18 protein-coding genes are annotated in these 20,149 nt (G+C 40.4%); 9 read left to right on the top strand and 9 right to left on the bottom strand.

The window, feature by feature from the left end; all coding sequences use genetic code 11:
• Positions 1-147: 147 nt before the first annotated feature.
• Together pgeF and rluD are read right to left on the bottom strand one after the other, a co-directional pair.
• Complete coding sequence (gene pgeF / locus AAC000_RS15915) at positions 148-915, bottom strand: peptidoglycan editing factor PgeF (protein ID WP_339723963.1); 768 nt, start codon at positions 913-915, stop codon at positions 148-150.
• 2 nt (positions 916-917) lie between these two features.
• Positions 918-1,901 carry a 23S rRNA pseudouridine(1911/1915/1917) synthase RluD gene (gene rluD, locus AAC000_RS15910; protein WP_339723961.1) on the bottom strand — a complete coding sequence of 328 codons (984 nt, stop codon included), beginning with the start codon at positions 1,899-1,901 and terminating at the stop codon, positions 918-920.
• A gap of 172 nt (positions 1,902-2,073) precedes the next feature.
• On the opposite strand from rluD, the gene AAC000_RS15905 reads away from it, so the two are divergent.
• Complete coding sequence (locus AAC000_RS15905; RefSeq protein WP_339723959.1) at positions 2,074-2,847, top strand: outer membrane protein assembly factor BamD; 774 nt, start codon at positions 2,074-2,076, stop codon at positions 2,845-2,847.
• 58 nt (positions 2,848-2,905) lie between these two features.
• Here the strand turns inward: AAC000_RS15905 and AAC000_RS15900 are convergent, their stop codons facing one another.
• The 3 genes from AAC000_RS15900 to AAC000_RS15890 are packed head-to-tail and all read right to left on the bottom strand — an operon-like array spanning position 2,906 to position 4,823.
• The gene (locus AAC000_RS15900) at positions 2,906-3,577 is read right to left on the bottom strand and encodes a ChrR family anti-sigma-E factor (protein WP_339723958.1); all 672 of its coding nucleotides are present in this window, start codon (positions 3,575-3,577) and stop codon (positions 2,906-2,908) included.
• Complete coding sequence (locus AAC000_RS15895) at positions 3,570-4,184, bottom strand: sigma-70 family RNA polymerase sigma factor (protein ID WP_339723957.1); 615 nt, start codon at positions 4,182-4,184, stop codon at positions 3,570-3,572. The genes AAC000_RS15900 and AAC000_RS15895 overlap by 8 nt, the downstream gene beginning before the upstream one ends.
• A 60-nt stretch (positions 4,185-4,244) precedes the next feature.
• On the bottom strand, positions 4,245-4,823 hold the full coding sequence (locus AAC000_RS15890; protein WP_339723955.1) for an LON peptidase substrate-binding domain-containing protein: 579 nt from the start codon (positions 4,821-4,823) through the stop codon (positions 4,245-4,247).
• 193 nt (positions 4,824-5,016) lie between these two features.
• Between AAC000_RS15890 and AAC000_RS15885 the strand changes: the two genes are divergently transcribed.
• The 6 genes from AAC000_RS15885 to AAC000_RS15860 all read left to right on the top strand — a co-directional run bounded on the left by AAC000_RS15885 (position 5,017) and on the right by AAC000_RS15860 (position 10,021).
• Complete coding sequence (locus AAC000_RS15885; protein WP_339723976.1) at positions 5,017-6,282, top strand: FAD-dependent oxidoreductase; 1,266 nt, start codon at positions 5,017-5,019, stop codon at positions 6,280-6,282.
• On the top strand, positions 6,282-7,010 hold the full coding sequence (locus AAC000_RS15880) for a DUF1365 domain-containing protein (protein ID WP_339723953.1): 729 nt from the start codon (positions 6,282-6,284) through the stop codon (positions 7,008-7,010). Before AAC000_RS15885 ends, AAC000_RS15880 begins: the two co-directional genes overlap by 1 nt.
• A 2-nt stretch (positions 7,011-7,012) precedes the next feature.
• A complete protein-coding gene (locus AAC000_RS15875; RefSeq protein ID WP_339723952.1) occupies positions 7,013-8,266 on the top strand; it encodes a cyclopropane-fatty-acyl-phospholipid synthase family protein in 1,254 nt (417 codons plus the stop codon).
• Positions 8,267-8,280: 14 nt separating this feature from the next.
• Complete coding sequence (locus AAC000_RS15870; RefSeq protein WP_339723951.1) at positions 8,281-8,808, top strand: chalcone isomerase family protein; 528 nt, start codon at positions 8,281-8,283, stop codon at positions 8,806-8,808.
• Positions 8,805-9,353 (top strand): DUF3833 domain-containing protein, encoded by a 549-nt coding sequence (locus tag AAC000_RS15865; protein WP_339723949.1) that lies wholly within the window; start codon positions 8,805-8,807, stop codon positions 9,351-9,353. The genes AAC000_RS15870 and AAC000_RS15865 overlap by 4 nt, the downstream gene beginning before the upstream one ends.
• A 272-nt stretch (positions 9,354-9,625) precedes the next feature.
• Positions 9,626-10,021, top strand: a complete 396-nt coding sequence (locus AAC000_RS15860) for a DUF3718 domain-containing protein (RefSeq protein WP_339721769.1) — start codon at positions 9,626-9,628, stop codon at positions 10,019-10,021.
• Positions 10,022-10,282: 261 nt separating this feature from the next.
• Here AAC000_RS15860 and AAC000_RS15855 read toward each other — a convergent pair whose 3' ends face one another.
• From AAC000_RS15855 to AAC000_RS15840, 4 genes are read right to left on the bottom strand one after another with little or no spacing between them, the layout of a single operon-like run.
• Positions 10,283-11,257, bottom strand: a complete 975-nt coding sequence (locus AAC000_RS15855) for an NADPH:quinone oxidoreductase family protein (protein ID WP_339723947.1) — start codon at positions 11,255-11,257, stop codon at positions 10,283-10,285.
• A gap of 54 nt (positions 11,258-11,311) precedes the next feature.
• On the bottom strand, positions 11,312-12,346 hold the full coding sequence (locus AAC000_RS15850; protein ID WP_339723945.1) for a phosphotransferase: 1,035 nt from the start codon (positions 12,344-12,346) through the stop codon (positions 11,312-11,314).
• Positions 12,347-12,373: 27 nt separating this feature from the next.
• Positions 12,374-13,588, bottom strand: a complete 1,215-nt coding sequence (locus tag AAC000_RS15845) for an acyl-CoA dehydrogenase family protein (RefSeq protein ID WP_339723944.1) — start codon at positions 13,586-13,588, stop codon at positions 12,374-12,376.
• A gap of 13 nt (positions 13,589-13,601) precedes the next feature.
• Entirely contained in the window at positions 13,602-14,279 is a 678-nt protein-coding gene (locus tag AAC000_RS15840; RefSeq protein ID WP_339723942.1) for a histidine phosphatase family protein, read from the bottom strand.
• Between the two features lie 397 nt (positions 14,280-14,676).
• On the opposite strand from AAC000_RS15840, the gene AAC000_RS15835 reads away from it, so the two are divergent.
• Positions 14,677-17,268, top strand: coding sequence for a TonB-dependent receptor (locus AAC000_RS15835; RefSeq protein WP_339723940.1), 2,592 nt, complete (start codon positions 14,677-14,679; stop codon positions 17,266-17,268).
• A 276-nt stretch (positions 17,269-17,544) separates the two neighbouring features.
• Positions 17,545-20,055: a TonB-dependent receptor gene (locus AAC000_RS15830; RefSeq protein WP_339723939.1), complete on the top strand. Its 2,511-nt coding sequence runs from the start codon at positions 17,545-17,547 to the stop codon at positions 20,053-20,055.
• Positions 20,056-20,149 lie beyond the last annotated feature (94 nt).

Genomic DNA, 20,149 nt, shown 5'->3' with positions numbered 1-20,149 from the left:
TAATCAAGTCGGTTGAATAAAGTCATCACATAAGTCACGGTCAAAATTTCATCCCAAAAGACCTACTTATTTAGATTTTCATTTGGACTATTAGTATATGAAAAATAAAAGAATTCACTGACGAAGATCAAGTTTATGCAAGAAAGCTTAAGAGAGGTAAATGGCGCTTACTATCCTACCTGTTGTTGCTGTAGGCATTTCCCTATTTGCGGCTTGGTGAGTAATCCTTCGGTGAGAAAAAAATAAATCTTCCTGCTTATAAGTACAATATTCACCACCAAAAATATGCGTTATTCCCAACGCCAACATTTTTTGTTTTGCTATATGATACAAGTCGGCAAAATATTTTTGTTCAGAAGTTTGCTGATTTTGACGAAAAGCTTGTGGGTAATCACTAAAGATTTCTTTTATCTCTTCTCCTACTTCGAAGTGTTGTTGACTAATGGCAGGTCCCATCCAAGCCATTAAAGTCTTTGCATTAACCGGCATTTTTGAAACCGTATTTTCTATCACGCCATCAGCTAATCCGCGCCAACCAGCATGAACGGCCGCAACGCAAGAGCCTTGTTGATCGCAAAACAAAATAGGTAAGCAGTCCGCCGTCATTACAGCGCATACCTGTTTTTTACTTGTCGCAAAACAAGCATCAGCTTCAAGTGCCAGATCGCCATCAGTGCCACACTCACCTAAGTCTACACAGTGATTACTATGAGTCTGATTTAACCAAGTGAAATTCTTATAATTTGGTAAGAGTTGACGATTCTTATTGACTAAATGTTGGTCGTCACCAACATGCTGCGCTAAATTAAACGAATCGAAAGGAGGTCTGCTAAAACCTCCACTTCTGCAACTGGTGAAGGCTCTAACATTATTAGGCGCGGGCCAATTTGCTTGAATATAACTAGGCCGAAGCAAACTTACACTTCTCCAGTGCCATGCTCAGATTTATCCTCTCTTAATACTGCAAGTAAGTCAGAAAAATCTTTTGGTAGAGGAGCCTGCCAACTTAACCATTCTCCCGTCACTGGGTGCGTCAATTCAAGTTGGATTGCATGTAGAGCTTGGCGGCGGAACATTCTTAACATGTTTACCATATTTTCGTTACAGGCTTTTGGTGGTTTTGGACGTCCCCCATAAGCTTGATCACCGACTAACGGATATCGCAAATGCGACATATGCACGCGGATTTGGTGAGTACGCCCTGATTCTAATTTTAATCTAATATAGGTATGAGCCCGAAATTTTTCTTTGACCCTATAATGGGTCATAGCAGGTTTGCCTGACTCTCGTACAGCCATATTAGTACGCTTAGTTGGATGCCGACCAATAGGTTCATCAACTGTACCACCTGCGACCATAGTGCCTACAACAACGGCTTCATATTCGCGGCTAATTTCTCTGGCTTGCAATTGTTCTACTAAATGGGTTTGTGCTGGTATAGTTTTCGCTACCACCATTAAGCCAGTGGTATCTTTATCCAGTCTATGTACTATGCCCGCCCGCGGCACATTGGCGATTTCAGGGGCATGATTGAGTAAAGCATTTAAGACTGTTCCATCAGTGTTACCGGCCCCAGGATGCACCACTAAATTCATGGGTTTATTAATAACCAAGATGTGCTCATCTTCATACACAATATTTAAATTGATATCTTGGCCTTTGTGTTGAACTTGCACTTCAATCTGGGCGTCAATCTCAATGAGCTCTTCACCAAGTAATTTTTCTCTTGGTTTGTTGAGTATTTTCCCGTCGACTTTGACAAAATCAGCTAAAATCCATTCTTTTATGCGTGATCTTGAAAAATCAGGGAACATTTCGGCCAAAGCTTGATCTAATCGTTTGCCAAATAAGTTTTCAGGCACATTTGCCTGTAATTGAATTTTTTCATGTGCGGTAGACATGCATTAAACATCCTGAAAGTGTTTCGTAACGATTTATATGTGCATAGCCCAATTTGCTAGGGTAGAATGCGCTGCAGTTATCGATTTAGTAAAACACTATTCTAACGGATTTTTACCCCTAATGAATCATGCATAGTCGATCGAAATAGAAATGAGAGTAAATAAGAGCAATATGATCAGTAAAATCAACCTTAGAAATATTTTATTCACCGGTGTTTTAGTTGCTGTGGCTGGATGTTCATCGGCCCCTGAAGACGAAGACGTTGACCTAGTGCTACGTAATAGAAGCGCGCAAAGTCTTTATGATGACGCTAAAGAAAAAATGCGTCTCGGAAACTTTAACGTGGCAACAGAAGCCCTTAGCGCTTTAGATTCACGTTTCCCGTTTGGACCTTTGTCAAATCAAGTCCAGTTAGACCTGATATACGGTTATTATAAAATTGGCAAAACAGATGAGGCTTTAGCTACTATAGACCGCTTCACTCGACTCAATCCAAATCACTCTGATGTAGATTATGCTTTATATATGCGTGGTCTAACAAATATGGAAGTGGATACTAATCTTTTCCAAGAATTAGTGGGAATTGACCGTTCTGACCGGGATCCCAGTAACTCTCGTCAAGCATTTAACGATTTTAGACGTTTGATTGAAAAGTTTCCAAACAGTAAATATGCAGCTGATGCACAAAAACGTATGTTGCATATTAAAAGTCGTTTAGCAAAATACGAAATAGCCATAGCCCGTTATTACATGCGTCGTGATGCCTACGTCGCTGCAGCTAACAGAGGAAGGTTTGTGATAGAGCATTATCCTGATACTAGCCATGTTCAAGAGGCCCTTGAAATTATGGTTGAGTGTTATGATCAACTGAAACTCGTTGACTTAAAAAAGAATGCCATGAAAACCCTTAAACTCAACTATCCAGATAGCAGCTTTATCAGTTGATAAAATTTCGCCATAAAAAAACGCGCTTCTAGCGCGTTTTTTTTGGTTAGTTAAAACCTTATTTAAAAAACAAATGGCTAAAGGGATTGAGTAATCGCGCAATACCAGCCGTAAAATGTAAAGGTTGATCCACTATGGTAAAAACTAAACACCCATCGTCTGCCTCAGAGTGAGGCAAATGTTTATGCTGGTTATTTAATAAAGTGAAATCACCACAATCATACTCGGCAATACCATCGCCATACTGACCATCTATCACCAAAGTCATTTCAGAGCCTTTGTGGGTATGTTCTGGCACCCGCCCACCTTTCTCCATATACATAAAATTAGCCTTACCAATATCACCTAAGTCAACAGGTGCTTGCCATAATTTGCCAACTAAACGTGACCAATTACCGGTGTTTTTTGCATGTCGCCTTAATGCTCTGGGTAATTCAAAAAATTTACCATCCAGTTCGATGGAAGTATTGCTTGGTTCGGTTACTGGGGTATCTGATACAGGTAAATCTGTAATCTTTGTGACCATTTCAAGGTATTGAGTGTCTAGAGGTGCACTCGTTGTTTTTGGTGAAAATAACGCTTTGGCCAATTCAGCTTGGATTTCCATACAATCATGCTGACATTGCGGACACATATCCACGTGAGCAGAAATCATTAATGCCATAGCAGGTTCACAATTACCGGCAGAAAACCCTTGTAAATCTACAAATTTAGGGTGGAAATTAATCATCGTCTTTTACCATCTCTTTCAATCGCTGTAATCCTAATCTGGCTCTGGATTTCACTGTACCTAGTGGAATATCGAGCTCATCAGCCACTTCTTGCTGAGACTTACCGTCTATATATATTGCTTCAATGACTAACTTTTGCTTTTCGGGTAATGATTCAAATAAAACTCCGATTTCATCCATAGACACTTGGTGATCCAAAGTTACTTCGTTTGCATCTGCGGTTTGTTCACACAAAATTGGCCATAGGTCATCAGAACACACATCTTCTTTGCGGTTTCGCTGTTTCCTGAGCATATCAAATCGAATATTTCTAGCGATAGTGAAAATCCAAGTAGAAGGCGAACCTTTTTCTGCGTTAAATAAGTGGGACTTTTGCCACACATTGGACATAGTGTCTTGCACCATCTCCATTGCTAGGGCCTCGTTCCCCATTTGTTTGAGTGCATAAGAACGTAACCTAGGGGCGAAATAACTGAATATTTTGGAAAAGGAATGCTTACACCTGTCTGTTGCAACAAGACACAGATATTCAGACATTTCATCGGCACATTCTATTGGCTTTGAGGCACTAATTTGCTTTGATTCCAGAGTTATTCCAACTAACATCTACTTACACCATCAATTCGTTGATAATAGTAATAGATACTGATTGTTTAGATTAAAGGATCACTCTACCAATTGTGTCAGAAAATCTAGTGCCTTGACACAGTCTTTTTGTTGCAAATAGTGTTGTTTCTGTTCGGCATTGACTGGCACTATTTCTAACCAGCGGTAAATCACCCAGATGGGATCATTAAATTGTGGATTGAGATACAAGAGTTTTTGTTCTGGATACTTATCAAAGATCTCTTTTAGTCTGTCAGATAATCCCGCCATAGTATGCTTAAGGGGTTTTCCTTCCCACACATCTAACCACTGACATCTGCCTATTCGCAAATCGTCATCTTCAGTGGTGATAGACGCAATCTTAAAACACTTCTGAGCTTCAACTGTTACACCTAAAATTCCATCCTCCAATAAATCAAAATCGATTATCTTGACGTAGGTACCTATAGGGTAAATATGCTCATTTTTATTTTTGTCTCCTTGAGAATTCAACATACAAATACCAAAACCGGTATCAGCAATACAAGCCTCTTTAATCAACCTTACATATCGAGGTTCAAATATTCTCAAAGACATCCTTCCCCCTGGCAACAAGTGCGCAGAGAGTGGGAACAATGGGACGGTAAATTCGGCGTTCATATAAACATTGCATTCAAGTAATCGTTGAGGTGATTACTCCTATTTCTTTGATTTAGATCTAAAATAAAACCTGAAAGTTTGCTATTAAGTGATCTCTTAGTGACCCATTTGGGTATTTAAGATGAACATTTAACGACTCATAATGGCACTGATTATTGATGTGCCCGCATGCAGAGTAGAAGACAAGGCAATCATGAGTAAAAAGATAGCGATTATAGGAACAGGGATTTCAGGCTTAACCTGCGGGCACTTGCTTCATCAAAAGCACGACCTAACCCTTTTTGAAGCCAATGGTTATATTGGTGGGCATACCGCAACCAAGGATGTAGAAGTCAATGGAAGAAAGTACGCAATCGACACCGGCTTTATTGTGTTTAACGATTGGACCTATCCGAATTTTATTAAATTAATGGACAAAATTGGGGTGCAATCTCAAGCCACCGAAATGAGTTTTAGCGTCAAAAACCTCTCTAAAAATCTCGAATATAATGGTAATACTCTAAACAGTTTATTTGCCCAAAGAAGAAATATTCTAAGGCCGCGATTTTGGAGAATCATCAAAGATATTTTAAAGTTTAATAAACTATGCAAAAAGCAAGTGGCAGATAAAACGGATATTGGGCAACAAACATTACAGGGATTTCTCACCCAACATCAATTCAGTGGCGATTTTGCTGATAACTATATTTTACCCATGTGTGCAGCGATTTGGTCGACCAGTTTAGAAGACATAAAAGCCTTTCCTTTTAGATTTTTTCTGCGTTTTTTCAATAACCATGGGCTACTTAATATTACAGACAGACCTCAATGGCGCTCAATTGTCGGAGGTTCTAGAGAATATATTAAACCTTTGACAGCGGGTTTCGAAGATAACATTAAACTTAATAGCCCAGTAAAATCAGTGACTGATAGTGATGGTAAAAAACGCGTAGTACTTCAGGATGATTCAGAAGCATTATTCGATGAGGTTATCTTCGCTTGTCATAGCGACCAGGCACTTGCCATCATTGCCTCACCTGATTCAAATCAAAAGGATATTTTAGGCGCTATAGGTTATGCCAAAAACGAAGTGATATTGCACACAGATGACACTGTTCTACCTGTAAGAAAACTGGCCTGGGCAAGCTGGAACTACTTAATTAAAGGTTATGAAGGAGAATCTCAAGCGCCAGCAGTGTTAACTTACAATATGAACATTCTGCAAAACATCCAATCAGACACGACTTTTTGTGTCACGTTAAATAATCCTAAAGATATTGCCCCAGAAAAGATATTGGGGACTTACCACTATGCCCACCCACAGTTTACTAACCAGACTATTGAAGCCCAATCTAGATGGGCTGAAATTTCCGGAAAACAGGGTATTCATTTCTGTGGTGCGTACTGGTACAACGGTTTTCATGAAGACGGCGTGCGCAGTGCTTTAGATGTGTGTGCGTCGTTTGGCGAGCAACTCTAGTGCAAAGCGCATTGTTCAAAGGCAGTGTATTTCACAGTCGCTTTGTGCCCAAAAAACATGCTTTTACTTATCAGATATTTTTACTCTGGCTCAACCTCGATGAAATTGAACTACTAGAGTCTAAGGTTAAGGGATTTTCAGCCACATCTTGGGCACCATTAAGGTTCAAACGTAGCGATTATTTAGGTAACCCGAACAAACCGTTAAAACAGTCAGTATTAGAAAAAATGTCAGAGCTGGCTCAAAAACAACTAACGGGTAGCGTTTACCTACTCGGGCAAACACGTACTTTTGGGCTGTATTTTAGTCCTGTCAATTTTTATTACTTACAACAGGATGATGGCACATTTAGTCATTTATTAGCCGAGGTGAGTAATACACCATGGAATGATAAACATTGCTACTTAGTTGATTTAGCTAAACAACAAGATTGCGATAAAGTGTTCCATGTTAGTCCTTTTAACCCAATGGATATGCAATACAAATGGAAAGTTTCGCAGCCACAACAGACACTTCAATTAACCTTATCCTGTCATAAAGAAGTGAAACATTTTGTGGCCAGCCTAAATTTGTCACGAATTGAATTGAACTCTAAAAGCCTTTTTAACGTACTACTGAGTATTCCTAGCATGACCATTAAAACCGTGTTCGGAATTTATTGGCAAGCACTTAAACTTTTCTTAAAAGGTGTGCCGTTTTATCCACACCCAGAACAAGGTAAAAAATAATTATGGCAAACGCAGAACAAGCACTAATAGAGTCTTCAAGCTCATCATGGCAACACAAGTTGTGTCGTTCAATTATGCTAAAAGTATTTGCCAGCCTGCCACAAGGCCAGATTGTGATTAAAGAAAAAGGTGTGTTGGTAGACACCTTTGGTCAAAAAGATTCTGACTTGCACGCTGAGATAGACTTTCAATGTCTAAGTGTTTACCAAAGCCTATTGTTTGGTGGCAGTATAGCCTCTGGAGAAACATTTTCTGAAGGCTTGTGGACGACTCCAAATTTAACCAATGTTATTCGTATTTTTGCCCGCAACTTACCTTTGCTCGACAGCTGGGAAGCAAAAATGCAGTGGTTAGCGTTCCCAATCCGTAAAATTAGTCACTTAGCAAACAGAAATTCTGCAACAGGCTCCAAGAAAAATATCGCCGCACATTATGATCTAGGAAATAAGCTTTATACGCGATTTCTTGATGACAGCATGATGTATTCTGCGGCTATCTACCCGTCACAAGAGACAACTTTAGCACAAGCCCAAACCACAAAATTACGAGCTATTTGTGATAAATTACAATTGGTTCCTGAAGATCATTTAATCGAAATAGGGACTGGCTGGGGCGGTCTCGCGGTATTTGCAGCAAAGAATTATGGCTGTAAAGTTACCACCACTACAATCTCAGATGAACAGCATCAGTACACCCAAGCATTAATTGATAAAGAAGGACTAGAGCACAAAATTACCCTTCTGAAAAAAGACTATAGATTGCTCGAAGGCCAGTATGACAAGTTAGTGTCAATTGAAATGATTGAAGCGGTAGGAAAAGAGTATTTACCTACCTTCTTTAAAAAATGTTCAAGCCTGCTAAAAGACCAAGGGTTAATGGTACTACAAGCTATCACTATCAGTGATCATCGCTTTGAAAGTTATAGTAAGAGTGTCGACTTCATTCAAAAGCATATTTTCCCGGGGGGCTTTTTACCTTCACAGTTATTAATTAACCAACACCTACGAAAACATACAGATTTGATGATCCGCGACCTTCATGACATCGGTTTAGATTACGCTCGCACCTTAAAAGATTGGCATCACAGACTACTCGAAAATAAAGAGCCTTTAGCAAAAGACGGTTACGACGACCGATTTATGAATATGTGGCGTTATTATTTTAGTTACTGCGAAGGTGGCTTCCTTGAGCGCACTATAAGTACAGTACAATTGGTCATAAGCAAACCCGCTTTCTCAAACAGTATTAGTCGTTAGGTCGTCATAATTTTATGCACAAACAATCTCTTAATCCCTGCATTATTTGGTTCTGTGGCTTGTTATCTATGGCCGTTTTTTCTGGAGTGACTATGGCTGATCCTCTGTCGGAGTTAAAAAAAGTGGGTGAAGCCAAACTACAAGTATTGTTTTGGGACGTTTACAACTCAAGCTTATATAGTCCAACGGGAACATACCAAGCGGAGAAATTTCCTCAAGCGTTAAAAATCGACTACCTAAGAGACATTGATGCAGAAAGTCTCATTGAAAGAACCCAAGACGAGTGGCAAAAGTTGGGCATTGAGCAAGAAACATTTACACCGTGGCTCCCTTTGCTGACAGAGATATTTCCAAATATCAAAAAAGGAGACACACTTTTATTAGATGTCAATGAAGACTTACAAAGCGAATTTTACTTTAACGGTAAAACCATAGGTAAAATTACCGACACAAATTTTGGTCCAAGCTTTTTACGCATTTGGCTAGACAAAAATTGCAGTTATCCAAAAGTACGCAACAAACTTCTAGGATTAAACAAATGAACGCATACAAAAATTGGCTCTTGGTATTACTTATCCCTGTTGTTTTTTCATGCAGTACCGCATTAGATGACTACGACAGCACCACACCCGAATTCAATTTACCTCGCTATTTTAATGGTGAGGTCACCGCATGGGGAATAGTACAAGACTACTCGACTAAATTAACAAGACGCTTTTGTGTTGATATTGTGGGGACCTGGCAAGGCAATCAAGGTCAATTACACGAAACATTTTATTATAACGACGGTGAACAACAAGTCCGTATTTGGGATTTACTTATTTCTGACGATGGCAGTGTCACAGGTGGCGCTGCTGATGTCATAGGCCAGGCTAGCGGCGGTTCAAAGGGCACGGCTTTTAACTGGCAGTATACGTTGCGTGTTCCAGTCGATAACTCAGAGTATGACCTGTTTGTGGATGATTGGATGTTTTTATTGGACGAAAATCGGGTGATGAATCGCTCCTATATGAAAAAACTGGGGATCACTGTAGCCGAGATATCAATCTTTTTTGATAAAACAGCACCGATTAGAAAATGTAGTTAGTATTATAAAAAGCCAAAACTAAGCAATGTTCGGCCCTTGGTAGAGCACAAAGTTTAGTTCGAATTAAACAAAGCGGGCTTTAAGAGGTTAGCAAAAATGATAAGGCTATAAGCCCGAGCCTCTAATATACAAGAGTAACAAGTTAATAGTTATAACTTGCCATACCTAAGTATCACCTCGCAGATTTTTTAATCAATTTAGATAGGTTTTAATAATTCCATCGAAATGCAGCAACGGACGCTAAGTAAACTTAACCACCGAGGAACTTAACCATGTTGAAAATAGTTAAAACTTCTATCGCTATCGCTACTATCTCTTTATTCACTGCGGGTAACGCACAAGCTGATGTAGGCGAAGCTTTACAAAATATCTGTACTATCGTTAAAGCAGATGACAAAGGCGAACTACGTAAAAAAATGAAACGTGTTCAGTCTGATTTTAGATTAAAACTGAAAGATTATTACACCGGTGTATCTTGTGGCGGTAACAGCCTTATTCGCACAGCCATGTTAAATAACGCTGTTGAAACAGGTACATTGATGGTGAAAAAAATGCCTAAAGGTGACTTAAGCTCACCAGAAAAAGACGGCAAAACTGTATTAGCTTGGGCTTCTGAGAATGGTTTAGAAGCATCACCTATCGTTGCTGCACTGAACGACAGGATTTAAGCGCAAAGAATTGTTCTAGAACGAACTTGGCTTCGGCCAGCGACACGTTCAACATGGTAGGTGAGTAGCTTATCCTGCTCACCTTTTTAAAAATGGCCTCTTTTGAGGCCGTTTTTTTTTGCATGAAGATAAAAGAATGTTCACCACAGAGGAAAAGCAGGACACAGAGAAAAAGAATTAATTTTTAACAATCTATTTCTCTGTGCAGCGCAGCGCTCTGTGCCCTCTGTGGTTCAAACGCTTTTAAACTCGTAGCTGCCTTTAAGGCCGCAAAGTCATCTTACCTTTGACTTCTCGATTCATGACTTTATTCAAGGCGTCTTTGGCGTTTTCTAAAGGTACTACGTCATCAACTACCACTTTGACTTTTCCTTGCACATACCACATTAATAACTCTTTCATGTTATCTGCAAATTCTTTTGGTTGATGCTGGGTAAAGGACCCCCAAAAAACGCCCATTACCGAATAACCTTTTACCAAGGCTAAATTCACTGGGAATTCAGGAATAGTACCACCAGCAAAACCAACCACTAATAATCTACCGTTCCAAGCCATACTTCTTGAACAGGCGTGAAAAGTATCGCCGCCAACACATTCATAAACTACATCAACACCTTTACCATCGGTTACTTCTTTAATAGCCGTTTTCAAATCGGTTTCTGTGTAGTTAATTAGAATGTCGGCACCATTTTCTTTGGCCATATCTAACTTTTCTTGGGTAGAGCAAACCGCAATAACAGTAGCTCCCATTTCTTTACCAATTTGCACCGCAGCCAAGCCCGTGCCACCAGCAGCACCAGTAACTAATAATGTTTCGCCAGGTTTAATTTGTGCACGTTGTTTAAGTGCATGATGAGCAGTTGCATGAGCGGTGACTAACGCTGCAGCTTCTTCATCAGGAATTTCATCGGGAATAGGCATAATGTGCGAAGCAGGGCATAACACTTTCTCTGCGTAGCCACCTAACATAACCATGGCAATCACTCGCATCCCCACTTTTAGGTAAGGAACACCCTCGCCTACCTCACTTATCACGCCAGCAACTTCATTACCCGGTATAAAAGGGAATGGAGGTTTCATTTGATACAAACCTTGCACCAATAACCCGTCAGGGAAATTGACACCACATGCTTTAACGTCGACTACCACATGGCCTTTTTTAGCCACCGGATCAGGCACATCTTTATATTGTAATTGCTCTACTGGGGCAAATTCTTCACATACTATGGCTTTCATTACATTCTCCGTGAAATTTCTGATATTCCAGCCCCTGTTTTAGGAGCTGTTACATTATTGGGTTAGTTTTAAAGCGTATTGGGCTAAAGGTTTAACAATTGCACCTACCCCTTGGGCTTCTTTACTAGACGCATTGCCATCTTCAACTCGTTTTGCCACACCTTGGGCAATAGCCGCTAAGCGGAAAAAGCTAAAAGCTAAATAAAAATTCCAATTGTCGATTTTATCTATACCCACTAACTTACAATAAGCATCGACATATTCTTGCTCCTCAGGGATCCCCAGCGGCGCTCTTTCAATGCCACCTAAGCCAGTGGCTTTGCCAACATTTTCAGGTAAACGTAATTGCATACACTGATAAGCTAAGTCGGCATAAGGGTGCCCTAAAGTAGATAACTCCCAGTCTAAAACCGCTAAAATCTTTGGCTCTGTTGGATGAAACATAACGTTATCCATACGATAGTCGCCGTGCACTAGTGACACTTTGCCATCCTCTTCCGGCAAATGTTTTTCAAGCCAAGCAATTAACTGATCCATTTCTGGGATATCTTGGGTTTCTGATAACTTATACTGTTTACTCCAACGGCTAAATTGCCGCTCGTAATAATTACCGGGTTTACCGTAATCGCTCAAGCCTACTTTTTCCACATCCACACTATGTAACGCCGCCATCACTTCAACCATATTTTGATACATTTGGCCGCGAATTTGATTATTGGAAATCTCTGGTAACGCACTGTCCCAAAAGACCCGTCCTTCAACATATTCCATTATATAAAACATGCTACCAATCAAAGAGGTATCTTCACAAAGATGGTACACCTTAGCCACTGGTACACTAGAGTTTTCCAATGCAGCTAATACTTTATATTCTCGATCAACTGCATGGGCAGACTTCAATAACTTACCAGGTGGTTGGCGACGCAACACATATGCTTGGTTAGCAGTCTGCAACTTAAAAGTGGGGTTTGACTGACCACCTGCAAATTTAGTTGCGGTGACAGGACCTTCAAAACCAGCAACGTGTTGGGTTAAATAATCCGCCAAAAGTTGCTCGTCTAATTGATCAACAGCGCCTCTATCAGTCATAACATATTCCTCTTTATCAAACTCAAACTAAGCATTAGCATCTTTTATTAGGTTGCGGCCTAGTTGCATCATATGTACTTCATCAGGGCCATCAGCTAAACGGATAGTACGTGCATAAGCATAAGTAGCAGACAAGATAAAGTCTTGGCTAGTTCCTGCAGCACCATGCATTTGGATCGCTTGATCGATAACGTTACATGCCATTTTAGGTGCCACAATTTTAATGGCAGCAATAATGTTTTTACTGACTTTATTGCCGTACCTGTCCATGTTGTCGGCCGCTTTTAATGTTAATAAGCGTGCTTGCTCAATATCACAATGCATTTGCGCAATACGTTCACGAATAGACTGTTGTTTACTTAAAGGCTGTCCAAAAGCAATGCGATTTTCTACCCGTTCACATGCCAAATCTAAGGCGCGCTGAGCACAACCAATCAAACGCATACAATGGTGTATTCTGCCTGGCCCTAAACGACCTTGAGCGATAGCAAAACCTTCGCCTTCACCCACTAATAAATTAGCTGCTGGCACACGGACGTTATCAAAGGATACCTCTGCGTGTCCTACAGGTTCGTCATAATGCCCCATAGCGGCCATGGGTCGAATAACAGTTACACCCTTAGTGTCCATGGGCACTAAAATTTGTGATTGTTGCTGGTGACGAGGGGCAGAAGTGTCTGTTTTACCCATGACGACCATAATTTTACAATTCGCGTTCATTGCACCACTGGTGTACCACTTAACCCCGTTTATGACATATTCGTCACCATCGCGCACAATAGACGTTTCGATGTTGGTTGCGTCAGATGAGGCAACAGCAGGTTCGGTCATAGCAAAAGCAGAACGAATTTTGCCTTCCAATAAGGGCACTAACCATTTTTCTTTGTCTGCTTCTGAACCATAACGCGCCAGTACTTCCATATTGCCTGTATCAGGAGCGCTACAGTTAAATACTTCACTACTCCACATTACGCGTCCCATAAGTTCACATAAGGGTGCATATTCCAGATTACTTAATCCAGCGCCATAAGGGAGGTATTCTTCTGGTAAAAACAAATTCCACAACCCCGCATCTTTAGCCTTTTGTTTAAGGGCTTCCAACATTGGAGGCGTAGACCAACGGTTTGGGTTATTGTGAACAGCATCAATATATTCCTGCTCAAAAGGGTATATATGCTCATCCATAAAGGCTTGAAGGCGGTCGATAAGTTTTTGAGATTTGTCGGAGTAATCAAAATTCATAATTGTATTTCCTTTAGCTAAAGGTGATGGAGTCCAATCTATCAGGACTATCTAAATGTGGGATATTGTTAAAACTTGATAAACGTATAGTGCTTTTGTTGAAATAAAAATGGCTGATACTGGTATTGCGGACTTGCATATTCAGCTCTATGACTTGTTTGGCATCTAACCCTAAAACCAAACTCAATAGCATAGAGATAGCGCCACCAGAACTGACTATCAAAATGGGTTTGTCACTGTCTTGCTGGCAAACTTTATGTAGTGCCCCCTGCACTCTACTTTTAAAATCTGACCAGCTCTCATCTAGGGATTCTGTATGCAACAAGTTTTCAGACCAGGCATACATAGCGAGTTTTAATAGTCGATAAAAATCTGCAGGTTTAGGGTTGTCTGGCAATTGACTTTGTGGATTTAGTGAAAGGTAACTATCACCAATATTTTTAAAATTAAATTCATTAAAACCTGTGTCTACGGTAACAGTAGGAGTTTGACTTACACCACCTAGAATACCTTGAGCTGTTTCTCTATGGCGAACCATATCACCCATAAATGCATGAGAGAAATCGATACCTCGTGCTGTAAAATATTCGCCCAGCCAGCGTGCTTGTTGATGACCAAGCTCACTTAACTTATCGTAATTTTTAGCTCCAAATGAAGCTTGTCCATGACGGACTAAATAAAACTCAGACACGTACTCTCCGCTACTTCGATGACTGATGCGATAGTAGTATCAATAGATCTATTAGTTGAATTTATTATTTTAATTAATTTACATTTAGTATATTTATATCACTACTACTAATAATTAAAAGACTTCAGCCAATCCCGCTACTTACCAAGGGAAAACACCGAATTAACATGGATCAATGTTAAATTTTAAATAACCATTACAACCATTTTTTTCCATTAATATTACTTTACTAACAAAGTACACACCTAGCATTTACTTTTAACCATAAATATTGATAAAGTGACAGGTCTGATGAGCTGAACTTTTGGGCTTATACCAATCCGCAAAAAGATTCATTTTCCTATCTAAATAAAAAACCAAAATAGACTAGCTACGCTAGCAAAAAAGAGATCACATAATGAAACAGATACCCCAAAAACGTTTTACACTTTCTGCCGTATCAAGCATGGTGACTTTATCCCTTGCACTGACTCACTCTTCTGTATTCGCTCAAGAAGCAGAACAAGAAGGTCGTTTAGAAACCATTACTGTTACTGCTCAAAAAAGAGCCCAAAACCTACAAGAAGTACCAGTGTCAGTCACCGCTTTTACTGGTGATGAAATGGCGGAAGCGGTCATTAAAGACATGTACGACTTACAAACTAATGTCCCTGGTTTAGGTGCGTTTCAAAGCCAAAGTGCAACTAATTCAAGTTTCTCTATACGTGGCGTAGGCACCTCATCTCAAAACTTTGGACTTGAGTCATCCGTTGGTTTGTACGTAGATGGCGTATACCGGGCGCGTCAAAACTCCATGATTAATAACTTAGTCGATGTAGCAGCGGTAGAAGTTTTACGTGGCCCCCAAGGTACACTTTTTGGTAAAAATACCCCTTCTGGCGCCATACTTGTTAGCACAGTAAAACCTAGCCATGACGGGGGTGATGGATTTGTAGAAGCCACTGTTGGTAATTATGGATTAGTGAATTTGTCTGGCGCTGCATCAATTTCTGCAATTGAAGACGTATTAGCGTTTCGTGTCACAGCTTTTGGAAGCCAAAGAGACGGTACCATCAGCGATGTTAATCTAGGCGAAGATGTCATGAATGACAGAAACCGCTGGGGTGCTAGGGTACAAGCGCTATATACACCATCTGATGATGTGTCTGTCAGAGTCATTGCCGATTATTCAGAAATAGACGAAATATGCTGTGGTGCACCGGTTCAGTTAAGTAACTTTGAAGCCTTGGAAATACCAGGAAAATACGGTTCAGATGCGGTTTTACCTAGCTTAGGGGGCACAGTATTTCCAGGTGGGGATGCATTTTACGACAGAGAAGTGGCAGTATCATTTTTACCTGAGTCAAGCATGACAGATAAAGGTTTGTCCGCTGAGATTAACTGGGAATTGGATGACAACTATACCTTGGTTTCTATCTCGGCCTATCGTAATTTTGACTCTTTCGACAATATTGATGCGGATTTTACAGATGCAGATTTGTTCGGAACAATAAACGATTCTACACAAGAATCATTTTCGCAAGAAATACGTCTAGATTACACCGGCGATAAAGTGAACTACATTTTAGGGGCTTACTACTTCACTCAAGACTTAGATCTTAATTACAGCTTATACACAGACAATAGTTTTAATAGTTTTGCCTTAGAAAATATAAGTTCTGAAGTTGATGCCCTTGTTGGTACACCAGGCACCTTTGTGGGCCTGCTAGGTTTAATCGATCAACTTGGTGCGTTGGGAGTGAGTCCAGTAGCTGCCGCAGCGCCAGCTGGAACAGGATTTAATCATATCGCTAGTCAAGAACATGAAAGTTATGCGCTTTTCGGTCAGTTTGACTTCAAGTTAAGCAATGAATTTACTTTAACGGCGGGACTACGTTTTACTAGCGAAGAAAAAGATCTCACCACTGTGTTTTCTGAAGTTGGACCAGACATCGATGGTTTGGACTTGGAAAACACACCAGATGTTGTATCAGCATTAACTGCTGCCGGCGGTATTGCTGCTGGTGCAATTGACTTTAGTGATCCTAACCAGTTGGCATTTGTGCAAAATAGTTTTGCACCTTTTGCCCAAACAGGTTGGGGATTCTTACTTCTCACAGATGTAACAAAACCCCGTGATGATATTGCTCCCCCAACGCTAACAGATGATCAGGTAACTGGTAGTATTAAACTCAGCTGGCAACCAGATAGAAGTACATTGATTTATGGATCACTTGGTACAGGTTATAAATCTGGTGGTACCAATACGGACCGTATTGCAAAAGATTTTGAACCTCTATTTGATGCTGAAACCTCAGAATCTTTCGAACTAGGTATAAAGAAAGACTTTCGTGATTACGATTTACGCATTAATGCAGCAGCACATTACACTACTGTTGAAGATTTCCAGGCGAATACCTTTACTGGAAATGGTTTTAACCTTCAGAACGCTGGAGATTATGAAATTTCTGGTTTCGAAGTGGAAGCGACTTGGTTACCAATAGACAGTCTTGAAGTGAATTTTGCTTGGGCATTTGTAGACGCCGAATACAAAACCTTTAAAGGTGGCAATTGTTGGGTGGCGTATACCTTTCATACCGGAATTGACGACCCTGGTCGCCAAAATCCAACAGACCAATTCTGTGATCGTTCAGGTGACAGGCCTGGTGGCGAACCCAAACACTATGCTGTTATTAGTGTGAAAAAAGACTTCGAAATAGCAGATGGTGTGTATAGTTATGTTCAGGGGGATTTCAGCCACACAAGTGAAGTCATCTTAGACGGCAGTAACGACCCTTATGCGATTCAAGATGCTTATAATGTGGTGAATTTACGATTCTTTATGAACTTTGAAGACGCTGATTTGGATGTTGTGGTTTGGGCCCGCAACCTGCTTGACGAAGAATATATCAATCGCACTAACTTCAACGCACCATTACAAACGGGTAAGTTAAATGCCTATATGGCTGAGCCTGCAACATTTGGTGTTACCGTTAAAAAACGTTTTTAACGACCCACTATATGAGTGATGTAATTTTAAGCCGGCTATTGCCGGCTTTTTTCTGCCTTAAATCTAGGCAACAACATATTAACACCACTGCATAACTGTGAGCTATATTGTTCAATCACGCTTTTTCATTAACATTTACGTAACCAACCATTTACTTCCCTCTTATATTCTTGCTAAAGTTACAGGTCTGATGAGTGGACCTTTGGCTTCAAAGCTGTTTGGGGATTCACTGTTTGTCATTTTTTTTAACAAGAAAGTCAAAATAGAGAAACGTCAATGAATAAAAATGCGATCAATAACCTCCCGCGCGCAACTAGAGGGTTTAAAAAAACGCTTTTAGTGTCTGCGATATTAGGTGCTTTAGGCACAACTAGCATTCAAGCCCAAGAAAGTGATGCCGCAGAGGCAGAAGAGGGAGGCATTGAACGGATTTTTGTAACGGCCTCAAAACGCCAAACAGGTTTGCAACAAACTCCAATTGCAGTCTCAGTAACCAGTGGTGAAACGGTAGAACAAGCCAAAGTGTTGGATATCGGTGACTTACAAGTGTTAGTGCCTACGCTAAGGGTGACACCATTACAGCGCTCCATAAACACAGGTTTTTCTATTCGTGGATTTGGTAATGGTACCAACAACACAGGTATTGAGCCTTCAGTAGGGGTTTTCATTGATGGAGTCTATCGCTCTCGTGCCGCCGCTTTAATTGGCGACTTACCTAAACTGCAACAAATTGAAGTATTAAGTGGTCCTCAAAGTACCTTATTTGGTAAAAATGCGTCTGCTGGTGTCATCAGTGTGCGTACCGGTGGCCCTTCTTATGACATGGAGGGGAAAGTTGAAGCAAGCGTAGGCAACTACAACCAACAACTGCTTCGAGGATATTTTTCAAATGGTATAACAGATAATTTAGCTTTTAGTGTATCAGGCGGCATGAATACCCGAGATGGTTATACAGATAGCATTTCTGGACTTGGAAAAATTAATGATCGTGATCGTTGGAATCTTCGTGGTCAATTGTTGTATGAACCAACTGAAGATGCCACATTCCGTTTTATAGCTGATTACAGCGAAATTGACGAAGCTTGCTGTACCACAGCAGGCTATGAAAATGGGCCAACTGCTGCTGCCGTTCAAGCTCTTGGTGGATTGGTTACATCTGATGAAGATCCCTTTTCTTACGAATCAGCACTGAATTATGATCCAACAAACTTTGTAGAAGACAGTGGTATCTCTTTGCAAGCAGATATCGATTTTGATGGCTTTGCATTTACGTCTATTTCTGCCTACAGAATTAACGACTCAGGTTTCTTCAATGATGTTGATTTTACTTCTTTGGACATTCTTACAGAAGAAGCCAACGTTGAAATTGATACCTTTACCCAAGAATTTCGTTTGACCTCAACTGGCGATAACAAACTCGACTGGATGGTAGGTGCCTTTTACTTCGACGAAAACGTAGATACTACAGGTGACGTATTATCTTATGGCACCATGGCTAGACCTTATTTTGATGTATTAAATTCATTTACCCCATCAACAAATGGTCTGTTTGATACCCTAGAAGCTTTATACCCTGTACTTAATCCTGGGGATATTTTGGGAGCAGGCAGTACTATAGGTAATGACTTTATACAAAAAAACGAAGCCTATTCATTATTTGTTAACTTTGATTATCACATAACTGATGACTTCACTGCGACTTTAGGGGTCAGTTACACCAAAGATGAAAAAGAAATCACCCTTGAGTCAGAAAACACCGACGCACTGTCTCAAGTGGATTTTAATAATGATTTAACTGTTTATGGTGTGCCACTTTACCAAGTATTTATGGGTCAAGGCATGTCTGAGGCAGTGGCACTAGGTACTGTTGAAGCGTTAAAAGCCTATCAATTTCAACCACAAATGTTGGAATTACCTAATGATGCTGAAGCCAATAAAACAAGTGATGACAAAATCACTTGGTCACTTCGTGGTGCTTACACAATAAATAAAAATGTTAACGTCTTTGCCACTGCAGCGACGGGCTTTAAAGCCTCTTCTTGGAACTTATCTCGTGACTCTCGTCCGTTTCCTTCGGACCAAGCTGCGATTGAAGCCATTCCAAGCTTAGCATTACCAAACCAATCTTACGGTACGCGATATGCTAGCCCTGAAGAAGCCACAGTTTATGAGTTAGGGATTAAATCAAATTTCTCAAATATGTCTTTTAATGCCACGATTTTTGACCAAACCATAGAAGGATTCCAATCCAGTACTTTCTTAGGAACAGGTTACGTACTTTCAAATGCCGGTGAACAAAATACCAAAGGTATCGAATTTGACTCGACTTTCCGTGTTACTGATGATTTGACTCTCACCTTAGCAGGTACATTTCTTGACCCTGAATATGTTTCATTCGTAGGTGGACAAGATGAAAATGGCCAAGCTGACTTATCTGGTACACAAGTGCCGGGCATACACGAGCAAAGCATTGTTGCCGGCGCTAAATATGACCTAGAGTTTGATAACGGAATGTACGGTTACGTGCGTGCCGATTATATCTATGAAAGCGAGACTCGCGTAGTAGGCAACATTAATCCTGATGTTACCCGTGAAGTTAACACCCTTAACCTAAGTACTGGCCTAAACTTTGAAAACGGCGTAACTTTGCAATTTTATGTGCGAAACGTGACCAATGATGAATATTTCCTTTCAGCATTCCCACGTCCAATTCAATCTGGCAGCATCCAAGTTTACCCAAATCAACCAAGAACTTTTGGCGCAAGCATCTCTTATATGTTTGAATAAAACGTCAACAACAAAATTGAAGCCGGCATAGTGCCGGCTTTTTGTTTTCTAGCAACAACCAAAAGTGATCCAAATCAGCGCATTTACGAAAAAG

The organism is uncultured Paraglaciecola sp. (genome assembly GCF_963977085.1).
In the GTDB taxonomy this organism is placed as follows: Bacteria; Pseudomonadota; Gammaproteobacteria; order Enterobacterales; family Alteromonadaceae; genus Paraglaciecola.
Note: the sequence above shows the minus strand (reverse complement) of the source record. Positions and strands in the feature narration are given on the sequence as shown.

Bases quoted from the DNA above. Each gene is read 5' to 3' on its own strand.
- rluD (WP_339723961.1), bottom strand. From the start codon at position 1,901: ATGTCTACCGCACATGAAAAAATTCAATTACAGGCAAATGTGCCTGAA.
- AAC000_RS15905 (WP_339723959.1), top strand. From the start codon at position 2,074: ATGATCAGTAAAATCAACCTTAGAAATATTTTATTCACCGGTGTTTTA.
- AAC000_RS15900 (WP_339723958.1), bottom strand. From the start codon at position 3,577: ATGATTAATTTCCACCCTAAATTTGTAGATTTACAAGGGTTTTCTGCC.
- AAC000_RS15895 (WP_339723957.1), bottom strand. From the start codon at position 4,184: ATGTTAGTTGGAATAACTCTGGAATCAAAGCAAATTAGTGCCTCAAAG.
- AAC000_RS15890 (WP_339723955.1), bottom strand. From the start codon at position 4,823: ATGAACGCCGAATTTACCGTCCCATTGTTCCCACTCTCTGCGCACTTG.
- AAC000_RS15885 (WP_339723976.1), top strand. From the start codon at position 5,017: ATGAGTAAAAAGATAGCGATTATAGGAACAGGGATTTCAGGCTTAACC.
- AAC000_RS15875 (WP_339723952.1), top strand. From the start codon at position 7,013: ATGGCAAACGCAGAACAAGCACTAATAGAGTCTTCAAGCTCATCATGG.
- AAC000_RS15870 (WP_339723951.1), top strand. From the start codon at position 8,281: ATGCACAAACAATCTCTTAATCCCTGCATTATTTGGTTCTGTGGCTTG.
- AAC000_RS15865 (WP_339723949.1), top strand. From the start codon at position 8,805: ATGAACGCATACAAAAATTGGCTCTTGGTATTACTTATCCCTGTTGTT.
- AAC000_RS15860 (WP_339721769.1), top strand. From the start codon at position 9,626: ATGTTGAAAATAGTTAAAACTTCTATCGCTATCGCTACTATCTCTTTA.
- AAC000_RS15855 (WP_339723947.1), bottom strand. From the start codon at position 11,257: ATGAAAGCCATAGTATGTGAAGAATTTGCCCCAGTAGAGCAATTACAA.
- AAC000_RS15850 (WP_339723945.1), bottom strand. From the start codon at position 12,346: ATGACTGATAGAGGCGCTGTTGATCAATTAGACGAGCAACTTTTGGCG.
- AAC000_RS15845 (WP_339723944.1), bottom strand. From the start codon at position 13,588: ATGAATTTTGATTACTCCGACAAATCTCAAAAACTTATCGACCGCCTT.
- AAC000_RS15835 (WP_339723940.1), top strand. From the start codon at position 14,677: ATGAAACAGATACCCCAAAAACGTTTTACACTTTCTGCCGTATCAAGC.
- AAC000_RS15830 (WP_339723939.1), top strand. From the start codon at position 17,545: ATGAATAAAAATGCGATCAATAACCTCCCGCGCGCAACTAGAGGGTTT.